Raw genomic sequence first — 13,579 nt, 5'->3', positions numbered from 1 at the left:
CGCTCCACATTAAACGTGATTCTCCTCCTCGTACTCTTCCAACGCCTTACGAATCTGCTCCAATTCTACCGCATTGGGTTTCGATTCTTCCAGCAAATGGGCAACTAAGGAAGGGGCCGAGCCCTCGAAGACGCGGCCGAGAATATCGCTTACGATACCGCCCAGGGTTTTCTCTTGGGGGCGTCGGGCCGAGTATTGAAATGCTCGTCCGAGAGGTTCGCGATCCAACAGGTCTTTGTCTGCCATGACGTTCATCAGGCTCATCACAGACGTGTAGGCACGCGTCCGTTCTTGGGTGTTCAGTTCTTCCAGAACTTCACGTACGGTGCTGGGGCCTCGTTTCCAAAGGACTTTGAGGACTTCAAGTTCACCGGACGTAGGGGTTTCCTGCTTAGGCCTTGCCATTTTATTTAGGTATCTACTTTGAATCAGAGTCGCGTGAATTCAATCGAAATGCTTTCATGACTAATTGGCAGGAGTTGGTTTGGAACCATAGCTAGTAGTAGAAAGTTTCGCCCCCGAAACGATGTCATAAAACATACCAGAATCTTTGACACACTTGCATAGGTTTAAGTTCCAACGAACCCATCTGCAGGGGTGAAAAAGATACGGTGCAACTGGGTTTATCCCTAGCTAGTTCCGATCGATTGGCCTTTGGAATTGATTGCGAATACCAGATCGCGACAAGTTCCACAGAGCCCAGGCGGATGGAAAGAACGATAGGATGACAAGTGGGAGCGGCAATAAGCCAACGATGCAGCCAATCACACTCACCCAGTAGTTTTTTCGCTTGCGTATCGACCGCCCGGCAAAAACCTGCAAGCTGCCAATGACAGCAAAGGCAACCTCATAGGTCAGCGCTTTTAGCGCACTATCGAGATAAAACGATGGTTGCGCGAACGCTTCACTTTCTGCCGTAACTTCACGATACATCAATATAGATATCGGGATAGTTACTACGACGACGACAAGATAAAACGCACCGCACGTAATAATCACCGTCGAGGCAATACCCAGCCCATGGGCGGCTTGAGACCGGGGTAACGTTCGCGGAGACGGTTCAGTCGCCGGGCTGCTGTAGGGATTCGGGATATTCTGGGCTGTAGGCATTTCATAGCCACCACGAGGTCAGATGCGCGGCCAGGCAGAATGATACCTGGTTGCAGCCGCAACGATTGATGATATCGACCGCGTGTCGAGCGAGCAAACGAAAGCCGATTAAGCGGCTCGGTTCCTGGTTACCTTGTCGACGAGTTTGCGTCGATTTCCCTCAGAAAGCGAAATGGTCCATTCGCATAGGTTGCGTTTCAGCTTCTGCCGTGCTCGTCCCAGACGCTCGTACCAGTTTGCATACCAGTTCTGCTTAGCTTGGCCTTGGAGCAACTGCCAGGTGTTCTTGAAGTTGTCGGCCACCAGCGTCTTCCAGTCCGTCTCGATCGGAGTATGGGGCTTGGTCAGCGTCGCACCAACCACGTTTCTGCGTGGGCAGGTATGCACGGAGAGCGTTTCCAGGCCACAGATACTTGCCAAGGCTGGAAGGGTACAGCAGTTAAAGTGGAACAGGTGCCCGGGATGCCATTTCTGACGGAAACGGGTATCGAGTGATTCGATGTTGGGGACCTCAATGAGAACGTACCCGCCTGGTTTCAGCGTCGCAGCGATCTTGCTGAGTGCCTGCTTGGGGTCCGGCAAATGTTCCAGGACGTGAAATATCGTGACGACGTCGAAGTGCTGTTCCGGCAAGAAGGCACTTCGTAGCGATTCGTTGATGATCTTTACGCCGTAACATTTACGGCCGAATTGGGCATATGCCTGATCGACTTCGATTCCCTGCATGTCGAAGCCATTTCTTCGGCCGACGTACAACAACTCCCCGGAACCGGTTCCAATATCAAGAACGGCCGCTCCCCTAGCTGCAAGCGTCTTGATCATCTCGACCCGCTGGCCGGCGATAAAAGCGTTGCGAGCCGTATGTTTCCATTTGGGCTTAGATGCCGACTTGTAGAAGCGACGATAGGTGCTGCGATAAAAGTCATCGATCGCGTCGTTATCGGCACGCGGATCGGCATAGACCAGCCCCGTTGTCTGGGATATGACCGTACGCAATGGATAGCCGTATCGGTCGCGATCGCAAAGCACGATGGCGGCGTGCTGGCCAGAAATCGGACAGGGAGCCTGGGCGTCGATCTGCTTTCCGATCTCGCCGTTCAAACCATCCCAAGCGTGAAACACTCGGTGTGTCATGGACCGTTCCTGATTATCGGTAGCGACTAGGCCGCAGCATCCAAATCTCCGCGGTCGCCAAAGTTATTACGCGACAAGTTGCCAAAGTAATACTTCACAGCTTCGGGGTGTCGTACCACCTCATCAGGCTTGCCGTGGCAAAGGATATTGCCGCGGTGAACGACGTAGCAGCGGTCGACGATTTCCAGTGTCTTTTCTGCCTGGTGGTCGGTAATCAGGATGGAGATGCCGCTGTCGCGGAGTTCGCGAATCACCAGCTGAATGCTGTCGACCGTTACCGGGTCGATACCGGTGAAAGGTTCGTCGAGCATGATGATCTCGGGATCAGAGACCAGGCAGCGGGCAATTTCCAGGCGACGGCGTTCACCACCGGAAAGGCTCTTGGCTTTCGATTTGCGAATGTGAGTGATGTCGAATCGTTCCAGCAGTTCCTCGCAGCGCATTTTGCGGTGATACGAGTCGATTCGCAGCAGTTCCATCACGCCTAGCAGGTTCTGCTCGACGGTCAGCTTTTGGAACACGCTGCTGTCTTGGGCCAGGTAACCCATGCCGCCGTCACGGCAGCGTTTGAACATTGGCCATAGCGTGACATCCTTGCCGCCGAGTTCCACGCGACCTTCGTTGGGAGTAACCATGCCGCAGGTCATGCGAAAGCTGGTCGTTTTCCCGGCACCGTTGGAACCCAACAGGCCGACGATCTCGCCACGTTTGACTTCGTAGCTCACGCCATCGACGACACGTCGTCGGCCATAGGTTTTCACGAGATTTTGAGCGGAGAGAATCGTTGATTCGTCCATGAATCGTTAGGTCCTACCGTTATTGAATGAACTTCATCCTGCTGAAGTTGGGGAAAAACGGAACTGGCGTATTCTTGGAATGCGGCCAATAGACAAACAGTGCTTTGCCAATGAGCATGTGCTCTGGTACAAACTGTTGCCCAACCGGAAATAGTCGGCCGTCCTGGCTTTCGGCGCTGTTGTCACCCAAGGGAAAATACTGGCCTTCTTCCAAGGTGAAGATTGCTTCGCGACGCTTGTTGAAGATGTCGGTCTTGGCCCAGGTTTCGGGATTGGTCAACGTCTCCATGATTTGATCATCGGGCGGAGCGTTCCAGCCTGGGTGTCCAGCGACTTCGTAATCCATCAGCGTGCTGGCTTCGCGACCGTGACGGTACTGCCGGCCGTCGGCGATGTAATAGACATCACGCAGCACGCGCACGCGGTCTAGCGTCATCTGAACCGAATCGGTTCCGATGCCAACCGGCAGCAAGTCGCCGGGATCTTCGGGGCTCCACTTTGGAGAAACCGGTTGATTTGGTCTGTAGGTGGCCAGGGCATTGAATTTCACCAGGCTATCGTTCACCCACAAACGAAGTTCGTCGTCGGTGTTGGCGAAACGCAGCGAATAGGTACCAGGCCCGCGAACGGAGGTGTCGGCCTCGATGGCTCCCTCGTGATCAAAGGTGACCGAAGGCTTGTTGGTATCGATGGTGGCCTTGCCGGTAGCGACGTCAATATCGCAGCGGAAATGGGTTCCCCCTTCCACCAAGTCAAGCGAGAGAATCCCCTGCTGCGACTTGACCGTAGCGGTGCATTCCAGCATTAAGTCGCCAACCCAGTGCAGGCCGGACGAGGTGCGGTGATTGCGATAACGCGTCACCGTATCGGTGTTATAGGCGCTGAAGTCGGTAATCAGTTGGCTGCACTCCTGGCGAGCTTTCTCGGTATCGATCGGATCGTTGTGCTCGGCCAGGGCCCAATAGCTGAATGTCCGTCCGTTGTCGGCCAGCACATGTCGATAACGCAGCCACGTCGGCTTACCACTTGGTTGGCAAGTCCAGGCACCATTCTCTTCTTTGACCCAGTCCGCACGCGTTTCGGCTGGGTGAGCCTCAAGCCGATCCGGGAAACCGGCCTTCTCCAAAATGGGGCAAGGGTAATTGGTGTCGTACACCAGGCGATTCAGTGTTAGCTGCTTGGCAGGAGGTTTCCGGGCGATGCTAAACCCGGTTTCGCCTGGCTTCTGGATGTAGATATCGCCGTGAAAGATCCGTACCGTCTCGCCGGGAAGGCCGATCAGACGCTTGATGTAATTGGTTTGCGGTTCGATCGGATACTTGAAAACAATCACGTCCCAGCGTGCCGGTGCCGCAAAGTCGTAAGCGAACTTGCTCACCAGAATTCGATCGCCACTGTACGATGGGTTGTCCCCAATTTCCGTCAGGCGATGGTAAAGGGGATCGATTGCTTCGACGACGTTTTGAAATTGTCGATTCGTCGTACGGTCCATTTCACCGCTGGCACCCACGGTGTACTCGTAGCCGGAATACTCGTCGACAACATCTTTGTGCCGCCCCAACAGCGTGGTGGCCATCGACCCGGTTGGAATGACAAACGCTTCTGCTTCGAACGCGCGAAACAACAGGGCAAGAATCACAGCAACTACGAGCGATTCGATGAACTCGCGCGTGACGGCAAAGTGATCGGTGTCACCCGAATGATCGGAGGATTTCGAATCGTTTGTCGTGTGCGAGCCTGAAATCGATTGATTGCGTTTCTTCTTGGCCATATATCCGCTACATCTCGCTGAAAATCGGCAAGCCGTCCTCGAAAGTAGTGGGACATCACGCGATAGGCGGATGACCGTTAGGGACGCCTGGACTATCCACTATACCCAATCCGGAGATTCAACGCAGCGCTGGTCGTGGAACCGAACCAGGGATCCTGGTCTATTCTGCTAGCACCCGTAAGACCTTGCCGCGTAGTTTCTTACGGACGTCGATCAGCCCTAGTTCAAAACGCGAGTCATCCGAGATTGGTACGTTATCTCCGAGAACGAAGATCTCATGCGGAGACAGCTCCCGATCAAAAGACCACGGGGTTGGACGACGCTGGCGACCTAGCCAGACAATGTCGCGATAGATCTTCACATGGCGGAGGATCGCTTGTCCCTCCCCAATCTTCAGCGCGAAGGGCTGGCTCCCCAGTGGCGTGCTGGAGGTTCCCAGCGGGAAATACCAATGTCGACGATCTCGCTGCAGTTCCAGAAAGAGTTCTCCGTCACACTCCCCTGCCCTGACCGTTGTGCCTATCAGGCTATCGATGGAAAGTGGCAACTCGATGGTTTGTTCTGGGGTGCTGCCTCGCACGATTCCCTGCCGCAGATCGACTTCAATCGTAGAAGATTTGTCCTCTCCCTGGAGACGCACCGTAAGCCCATCGGCTTGCCAATGGTGACAAGTGAACTCAATCCAAAGATCCGAAACGGGGAAAAGTTCGCGGGAGACACCGTGGTTGTAGCCATAGCTGTCCAGCGGCGAGGCAGCATGGTTGACGGGGCTCGGTGGTGGCAGGCAGCGTTGATGATCGTAAATTAACCAGTCGTTGTTATTAGCTTCGGCGTCGCCGATGGGTGCGAAGCCAATCGATCCGCGGTGTATATGCCAACCGCTGCCATTTACTCGGGCGCTACGAAATCGAGGGCTATCTGGCGACTCATGCGATTGATCGAAGACCAGCAACTTCAGTGCTTCTCGTTGCTGGGGCGACTTTCGAATGAGTTGTTCCCTTTGAACTAACTCTCCTTGGCGGATCTCAGGCGTTTCGCCAGGCAGAAAGGCGACTCGCTTTACCTGCCACGTTTTGGATTCAGGATTCTCCAGCAGGACGATGTCCCAGCGTTTGAGCTGATCTGGTTCGACTGCTTCCCACACCAACGCATGCCCTGGACGCAGCTTCGATGCGTCGACGGGATTCTCTTGAAAGCCACAGTTCGGACACGTCACACGTTCCGGAAGACCGGTCGCATCGAGTGCTGTCGAAAACTGGCACTGTTCACACGTCAGCGGATAGTGCGGACCAAGTAATGCCGGTGCCATCGATCCGCTGGCAACGCGATAAACGGGTTCCGGCGTTGCCGTGGCCACCGCGAAGCCGGCCACGCATGCCGTGAAGATCAGCAGAATCAAGAGTGGGCCAAATCGCATTGGCGACCCCAGCTTCAAAATGAAACGAAACGGACGCAAACGCTCGGCGGGTGGGGCATGCCGAGCGATACTTCTATGTTAATTGCGCCGGTGGGGTAGTGAGAGAAATTATGAGCGATCTTCGCCAGTTTCCAGAACCGCCATGAACGCTTTTTGCGGAATATCGACCGAGCCGATCGACTTCATCCGCTTCTTACCTTCCTTCTGTTTCTGCCACAGCTTTCGCTTACGAGAAATGTCACCGCCGTAGCACTTAGCGGTCACGTTCTTGCGGAGGGCCTTCACCGTTTCGCGAGCGATCACGCGGTTGCCGATGGCAGCCTGGACAGCCACTTCGAACATGTGCCGGTCGATCTCGGCTTTCAGCTTTTTGACGACCGCTCGTCCGCGACGATCAGAGTCGGCACGGTCGCAGATGATGCTGAGGGCATCCACTCGCTTGCCGTTGACCAGGATATCCATACGAACCAGGTCCGCTTCCTCGTAGCCGCGGATTTCGTAGTCCATGGTACCGTAGCCGCGTGTTGCACTCTTCAGCTTGTCGTGCAAGTCGTAGATCACTTCCGCCAGCGGAATGTCGTACACTAGCATTGAGCGAGTGGGCGACAGGTACTCGGTGCGAACGTGGATCCCACGACGTTCGTTGCACAGTTGCATCACCGCACCGATGTAGTCGGACGGCTGGATCAGGCTCACACGGACAATCGGTTGCAGGAACGTTTCGATCTCGCCAGCGTCCGGCACATCCTGTGGTTTGTGGATGTCGATCGTTTCGCCGTTGCGATTAATGATCTGGTAAGTCACGTTCGGTGCGGTCTGCACCAGGTCGATGTCGGCTTCCTGTTCCAAACGCTGCTGCACGATTTCCATGTGCAACAGTCCAAGGAAGCCACAGCGGAACCCGAAGCCTAAAGCGTCGCTCGTTTCGGGCTCGAAGGTAAAACTGGGGTCGTTGATGCGAAGGCCCTTGAGCGCGTCTCGCAGTTGTTCGAAATCCTGGCCGTCGGAAGGGTACAGTCCGCAGAAGACCATCCGCTTCGGCTCCTGGTAGCCTGGCAACGCCTTGGCACCTTTGTCTCCTTGAACAGTGATCGTATCACCGATGTTGACCAGTTCGAGTGACTTGATGTTGCAGATGACGTAGCCTACCTGGCCGGCAGCGAGCTCATCGCGAGCAACCGGGCGAGGCGTGAACTGGCCGACTTCGAGTACGTCGTGATTCGTTTCCCCTTTGACGAAACGAATTCGATCCCCCTTTTTGATCGAGCCATTCATCACGCGAACATAGGTGATCGCGCCGCGGAACTTGTCGTAGTGCGAGTCAAAGACCATCGCTTGCAGCGTCGCCTGGCGATCGCCACTGGGGGCTGGAATGCGTTCGATGATGCGGGCCAGCAGCGCGTCGACCCCCTGCCCTGTCTTGCCGCTGATCCCGCAGATATCGGTTGCATCGAGAGCCAGGGTATGTTCGATTTCCTCGGCCACTTCCTCAGGGCGGGCATGGTTGAGGTCGATCTTGCTGAGACAAGGAACGACTTCCAGATCGTGTTCCATCGCCATGAAAGCATTAGCGACGGTCTGAGCTTCCACCCCTTGGAAAGCGTCTACCAGCAGCACGGCACCTTCGCAGCAGGTAAGCGAACGCCCCACTTCGTATTGGAAGTCGACGTGGCCAGGGGTATCGATCAGGTTGATCTCGTAATCTTTTCCCTGGTACTTGTACTTCATCACCACGGCACGGGCTTTGATCGTAATGCCGCGTTCTCGCTCAACTTCCATATCGTCGAGGAGTTGCTCTTTCATTTCCCGAGAGCTGACGGTTGCCGTTTTCTCCAACAGGCGATCGGCCAACGTGCTTTTGCCGTGGTCGATGTGTGCGATGATGCAGAAATTCCGAATGTACTTCTGGTCGATGATTGCCATCGTGATGAAGATGCCCTGGGGGTAGGTGGTTCTCGTATGAACCCGGCGAATGTCCGAATGCTTCGGGTAAACGCCCCATTATACATTAGGACTAGGTTGTCAGGGAATCGCGGTGGGCGACAACGCGGGCCTTGCCAGCAGCGCCCAAATAGCCAGCATCACCACCTAGTCGGGCGAAATCGACCACGGTGTACTTGGCGGGAACCGGAAATGCCCGGGCCTTGACCTCCTGGCGGACCCGATCGAGGAATTTCCGCCCCAATTCGGTTTCGTGCCCCCCAAAATTAATGGCACCGCCCAGAATTACGGCCCCGGGATCGATCGTGTGCATCAGGGAAACGATCCCAATTCCCAAGTATCGAGCCGTTTCCATCACGATGTGTAAGGAAAGACTGTCAGATTTTTCTGCTTCTTGGGCCACCATCAGGGGAGAAAGCTTCTCGCCTCCGTCGATCCGGGCATGGAGCGAGCTCTCCTTCTTCAGGTCCATCGCCAGGGCTTCCTGGGTGCGTTTTATTATGGCCGTTCCGCTGGCGTATGCCTCGAGATGACCTCGCTGTCCGGTGGGAATCGTGCGGGCATTCTCGCTGAAATCGATGATGATGTGCCCCAGTTCTCCGCCGTGGCTATGTTCGCCGTCGATCAGCAGGTCGTCCACGATGATCCCGCCGCCAACACCAGTTCCCAAGGTCAACATGATGATGCTGCGGAATTCCTTACCGGAACCGAGCCAATATTCACCGAATGCGGCCGCATTGGCATCGTTTGCATAAACGACCGGTCGGCCCGTAAGCTGCGACAGGCAATCACGAATGGGAAAGTTGTACGAGTTCGGAAGATTGTGGGGCTCGAGGAGCATGCCCCCCTCAATATCCATCGTGCCCGGCGTGGCCAAGCCGATCGAGGCGATGTTATCCATGGGCCGCCCGATCGCGTTCATCATCTCTCGGATGACTTCGGTGGTGCGTTCCATGTAGCGCTGGGGCCCTTCGGTTTCGTTGGTCGGGATCTTCTTGTACTCGACCGTGTTGCCGTGGTCGTCCACGAGCCCAATTTTGATATTGGTGCCGCCCACATCCACGCCGCAAAAAAGTGGCAGTGTCTCTTTGCCAGGATCAATGTGTGGTACTGACGTCATGGAATTGGCTTTTCTGTAACGGTGGACGAACGAAAGACCGTAGGGGGCGCGTCCTTAATCATATGAAAGCAAGCTTACAGTCGCAATCCGCTCCATTGTTTCCCTTAATAAGCACCTAAGGTGATTCTGGTTCAACAGGTCGGATAATAGTCCCTCGCAGGTGTCCAACAGTATTACGATGGCAAGTTCCAGGGGGATGGTAGATCTCCTGATTGCGGCTGCAAAGCTTGGCTGAATTGAGAAATGTTTCGCTAGAAACTGCCGGTGCGGATCTCGGTGGATGAGATATCCATGCGAAATTGAGAAGCAGAAACAGGCTGGCAGAGATTGACGAGCCCCGGTGGCAGGTTCAGTTGATCGAACGTCAAGAAGCTTTCCCCGACCACCCTGGGGAAGACGAGGAACTTACAATTCTGCTGCGTAAACTCACTGATCGCCGCGTCGCGAAGCTGTGTGGAATTTTGATAATAACGAGGCTCGGCGATGCGCACGATCGTGTCGGCACCGACGACGAACGTCGCTTCCGGGAAAACCTTCGACTTGTCGAGAAAGGTCGGGGCTTTTGTCAGCCAGCATCGCTGTGGAGCCTCGAATTGTTCTGCCCGAGACTTGATGTGGAAGAAATCGAGCGGTGGCTTGTCGACGTTCTCAATCGAAATCTCGAAATCTACGGAGTGACCGGTAATCTCTTCGGCCACTTCGGCCATCGTCTGATGCCCTTCGTGCAGCGGATTGAATGCCCCGGGGAATAAGACGCCACTGAACGAATCCAGTGATGCATCCTGCTGAGCTTTGGGGACGCACACGGCCGTTCGTTTTCCCAGCAGTAGATCTGTCCAGGTAGGCCAGGCATTGGCCGTCGTTTCATCGACGTGTTCCCCGGGCAAGAGATCCAGCGGGATTCGATCAGAAAAACCGGTGGCATCGGCCAGGCGGTTCAGCAGCAGTGCGGCAACCACATCTTCTTCACGTCCCCGATCTCGTGAGTCTTTAGTTAGAACGAGGGAGGCGATACTGCTGCTGGTGGCGGTTTGCACGGCGATATGAACGCGATGTTGCCCCTTCTTTGGGCGTAGACTCCGCAGACTGGCGCTGCATCCAATCCCCACAAGGTGCATGTCATCGAGATCTGCCGGAGAAATCCGACTTTGTAAGTCGCGAGCACGGAAAAAGGCCCTCATCGCCATGGCCTGGGCTGTCGCTCGGCTGCAATAATGAGTGGGCTTGAAGTGCAGAAAGTCTTCGAGGGAAACGCTCGAGTAGGGAACGACGGCCTCGAGAACGGTGTCCGACGCACCTGGGACGCTAAGCAGTTGGCTCAACGCTTCACTTCCGCCGCCGGTGACGACGGCTGCCAATCGCCATGGTGAGCGATGAAGTTGGCGAATCAGTTGATGGGTAATTGTGTCTTTCATTGGCCATTCCCTATCCCATACCCCCGCAAGAATAGACCGCAAACCTAAGGCTGTCGACCACACTTAGGCGGCACATGACCGATTGCTTCTTTAGTTTATGACGCAGCGAACTGCTCCGAATCCTTGGTTAGGGTTAATTTGTGGTGTTCTTGCCGCGGTGGGATACTCGCTGGCGAACATCTGTTTGCGCTGGCTCACCGACCTCGACCCGATTTGGGTTTCTTTTTTCAAGGCGATACCCACGGTGGTGTTGCTTGCTCCGATTGCCGTTTGGCAGGTTCGTAGCGGGCGATTTCCTATGCCTAAGGCGTCGTCCATTTTCATTCTGATTGTGGCAGCAATTATCAGCCAGCTTTTGGGCAACGCCATGCTGCAATGGAGCTTCGGTGTCGTGGGGGTGGCGATGAGCGTCCCACTGTGCCTGGGCACGATGATCGTGGTCGGTGTGATGATCAGCAAATGGCTGCTGCAGGAATCGCTAACCCGTTGGCAAAGCTGGGGAACAGCGTCCCTGACGCTGGCCCTGATCATTCTTAGCCTGGCCGGACGAGGAGCCGTTCAGTCGGTTGTGGAAGACACGTCTGGCTGGCTATTGATCGGCGCGGGCATCGTAGCGCCAATGTTGGCAGGTATTTCCTACGCCTTCCTGAGTGTGGTCATTCGAAAGGGTGTTTCGGGCGAAGTCAGCATGTTTATGACCACTTCGGTGATTTGCGCTGTGGGGATGGCAATCCTTGGCCCGCTGAGCCTCTATACGGCTGGGCTGGAAGAAATCTCTCTTACGACTTCGTCCCAATATGTCGTTTTAGTGATTGCGGGACTTCTAAACGCGGCTGCGTTTGTCGCGCTTACGTTGTCATTTCGATACGCTCCGGTCATTATTGGGAATGCCGCGAACTCGCTTCAGAATCCGCTTTCAGCGCTGGCTGGGGTCGTCTTGTTTCATGAAGCGTACAGCATCAATCTAATCTTCGGCGTGGTGCTGACGGTGCTAGGCGTGGTAATGATGGGCCTGAGAGACAGGCCGCGGCCTGAGCCGGCCGAAGAGGGGCAAGAAATAAAATCGGCCGTCGTCGACGACGGCCGATAGTTGTTTATTAGGAGATGGTTGCGATGGCCTAACGGCTGCTGACCAAATGCTTTCGGCTCGAATTGGGCGAGACGAATTGGGCGTTTTCTTCTTCAAGGATCTCTAACGCGTGATCCATCCAATCAGACAGCTGTGCCAAGGAATCTGCGGGGAGAGACTGGTAGACCACAAAATTCCCGGTCGGGGTCTTCGGTGGCTGTTGAACCAGCTTGAATGGCGTCGAGTGATCCATTGAAATTTCTCCTATCCGATCGAGCCGCAATTCGAAAGAAGAGGTGCTCGTTTAGGTGGACGGCTTCTGGTCACAACATGACACCGCAACCGTGGTGCCAAGTTCGCACAATTTCTTAATGGGGCGTCGCGATTCTTTCCTAAGGTGAAATTTATCAACTAGTTGGGGCTTTTCAGCGCCAATTCACTTTGCGGGCAGCCGAAGTGTGAGTTGTGTGGTCTTCAGGCAACGGCTGCCATTTTCATCAACAAGTTTCACACGGGCTGCCATCCTAACTGTCTTCCGAACGATTGCATATTGCAGTTGGGAACTGCAACTTACCACTCGCGTTAAGGGAAGTCATTCCGACGGAGCCCAGCTGCCCTGCCCCTCGCTAGAGCTGATCGAGAAAGGAGCAAATTAGCCTAATTCTGCTCTCGTCACTGTTCCCTCTGACAGCATGTCAAAAAACGGGAAAAAAAACCAAAGATCGGCAAATTCGCGGCGAAGTCCTATCTATGCCTGCAAGTTAACCGCTCGGTCATGGCCGTTATTCACGATCCGGAAAGCCGTACCGGGCAGGAAAAGTTCGAGGGTCATTCCGTTTATTTCAGAGAGGGTTGAGTGATGATCAAGAAACTCGCATGCACCGGAGTTGGTGCCGCACTGTTGGCTGGGCTCGTGTTTGGGACCGATGCTTACAGTTACATCTCCACGACGGCTAGTCGTGTGAGTGACAATGTCAAAAACAGCGTGCCAGTCGAATTTGAGCTCGACCGTGCTCGCAAGATGATTCAGGACCTGACTCCTGAAATTCGTCGCAACATGCATTTGATTGCGAAAGAAGAAGTGGAAGTCGAAAAGCTTCAATCGCGCGTCGGCGATCTGGAAGAGAAGCTGACCTCCAGCAAGGCGGACATCATTCGCCTGAAGAACGATCTCGATTCCGGCAGCACCTACTTCACCTACGCCGGCCACGAGTACTCGCGTAATGCCGTGCAAACCGACCTTGCCGGCCGCTTCGAGCGATTCAAGACGCAGGATGCTACCCGTGTGAAACTCGAAAGCATTCTACGAGCTCGGGAACAAGGCCTGGAAGCTGCCCGTGCCAAGCTAGACGGCATGCTGACCGCTCGCCGACAATTGGAAGTCGATGTCGAGAACCTGGAAGCACGCCAAAAGATGGTGGAAGTGGCCCAAACGTCGAGCAAATTCGCGTTTGATGACAGTCACCTTTCCAAGACAAAGCGTCTGGTTGACGAAATCCGGACCCGCATCGACGTGGCAGAGCGAATGGTCGATGTCGACGGCGAACTGGCCGGCGAGATCCAGTTGGACGAACAGGTCGATACCGACATCAGCAATGAAGTCGCCTCGTACTTCGGCCTGGAAATCGAATTGGACGAAGAAGAACTCGCCGAAGTTGACACGAAGGCTGCCGAGAAGCTGACCAAGCGAATTGAGCTTTCTCAGTTGAACTAGGCTAGGGCACGGATTGACCCTTGGAAATCTCCAGCGACGTTGAGATGGCTTCAGCTTTACCCAAGTTGCAAGCCATCTCAGCACGCGCGGC

At 55.0% G+C, this 13,579-nt stretch carries 12 protein-coding genes; 2 read left to right on the top strand and 10 right to left on the bottom strand.

Annotated features, from left to right (window positions below):
* Nucleotides 1-9 precede the first annotated feature (9 nt).
* The 9 genes from C5Y96_RS09115 to C5Y96_RS09075 form a co-directional block, all read right to left on the bottom strand.
* Entirely contained in the window at nt 10-405 is a 396-nt protein-coding gene (locus C5Y96_RS09115) for a BlaI/MecI/CopY family transcriptional regulator (RefSeq protein ID WP_105352282.1), read from the bottom strand.
* A 228-nt stretch (nt 406-633) separates the two neighbouring features.
* The gene (locus C5Y96_RS27050; RefSeq protein ID WP_146115585.1) at nt 634-1,110 is read right to left on the bottom strand and encodes a hypothetical protein; all 477 of its coding nucleotides are present in this window, start codon (nt 1,108-1,110) and stop codon (nt 634-636) included.
* Nucleotides 1,111-1,218: 108 nt separating this feature from the next.
* Entirely contained in the window at nt 1,219-2,244 is a 1,026-nt protein-coding gene (locus C5Y96_RS09105; RefSeq protein WP_105352278.1) for a class I SAM-dependent methyltransferase, read from the bottom strand.
* 26 nt (nt 2,245-2,270) lie between these two features.
* On the bottom strand, nt 2,271-3,041 hold the full coding sequence (lptB, locus tag C5Y96_RS09100) for an LPS export ABC transporter ATP-binding protein (protein WP_105352269.1): 771 nt from the start codon (nt 3,039-3,041) through the stop codon (nt 2,271-2,273).
* Between the two features lie 19 nt (nt 3,042-3,060).
* Complete coding sequence (gene lepB / locus C5Y96_RS09095; protein WP_199188661.1) at nt 3,061-4,812, bottom strand: signal peptidase I; 1,752 nt, start codon at nt 4,810-4,812, stop codon at nt 3,061-3,063.
* A 160-nt stretch (nt 4,813-4,972) separates the two neighbouring features.
* Nucleotides 4,973-6,229: a S26 family signal peptidase gene (locus tag C5Y96_RS09090; protein WP_146115584.1), complete on the bottom strand. Its 1,257-nt coding sequence runs from the start codon at nt 6,227-6,229 to the stop codon at nt 4,973-4,975.
* A 108-nt stretch (nt 6,230-6,337) separates the two neighbouring features.
* Nucleotides 6,338-8,152, bottom strand: coding sequence for a translation elongation factor 4 (gene lepA, locus C5Y96_RS09085; RefSeq protein WP_105352263.1), 1,815 nt, complete (start codon nt 8,150-8,152; stop codon nt 6,338-6,340).
* A 91-nt stretch (nt 8,153-8,243) separates the two neighbouring features.
* Nucleotides 8,244-9,290 carry an ROK family protein gene (locus tag C5Y96_RS09080; RefSeq protein ID WP_105352261.1) on the bottom strand — a complete coding sequence of 349 codons (1,047 nt, stop codon included), beginning with the start codon at nt 9,288-9,290 and terminating at the stop codon, nt 8,244-8,246.
* 251 nt (nt 9,291-9,541) lie between these two features.
* Nucleotides 9,542-10,705: a CinA family protein gene (locus C5Y96_RS09075; protein WP_105352259.1), complete on the bottom strand. Its 1,164-nt coding sequence runs from the start codon at nt 10,703-10,705 to the stop codon at nt 9,542-9,544.
* A gap of 97 nt (nt 10,706-10,802) precedes the next feature.
* Here C5Y96_RS09075 and C5Y96_RS09070 point away from each other — a divergent pair, with 97 nt between their 5' ends.
* On the top strand, nt 10,803-11,795 hold the full coding sequence (locus tag C5Y96_RS09070) for a DMT family transporter (protein ID WP_105352257.1): 993 nt from the start codon (nt 10,803-10,805) through the stop codon (nt 11,793-11,795).
* Between the two features lie 28 nt (nt 11,796-11,823).
* Here the strand turns inward: C5Y96_RS09070 and C5Y96_RS09065 are convergent, their stop codons facing one another.
* Nucleotides 11,824-12,027: a hypothetical protein gene (locus C5Y96_RS09065; RefSeq protein WP_105352254.1), complete on the bottom strand. Its 204-nt coding sequence runs from the start codon at nt 12,025-12,027 to the stop codon at nt 11,824-11,826.
* Nucleotides 12,028-12,633: 606 nt separating this feature from the next.
* Between C5Y96_RS09065 and C5Y96_RS09060 the strand changes: the two genes are divergently transcribed.
* Nucleotides 12,634-13,488 (top strand): hypothetical protein, encoded by an 855-nt coding sequence (locus C5Y96_RS09060; protein ID WP_105352253.1) that lies wholly within the window; start codon nt 12,634-12,636, stop codon nt 13,486-13,488.
* The last annotated feature ends 91 nt before the right edge of the window (nt 13,489-13,579 follow it).

Origin of the sequence: Blastopirellula marina, assembly GCF_002967715.1 — a bacterium.
Lineage (GTDB): Bacteria > Planctomycetota > Planctomycetia > Pirellulales > Pirellulaceae > Bremerella > Bremerella marina_B.
This window is presented reverse-complemented; position numbering and strand designations above follow the sequence as displayed.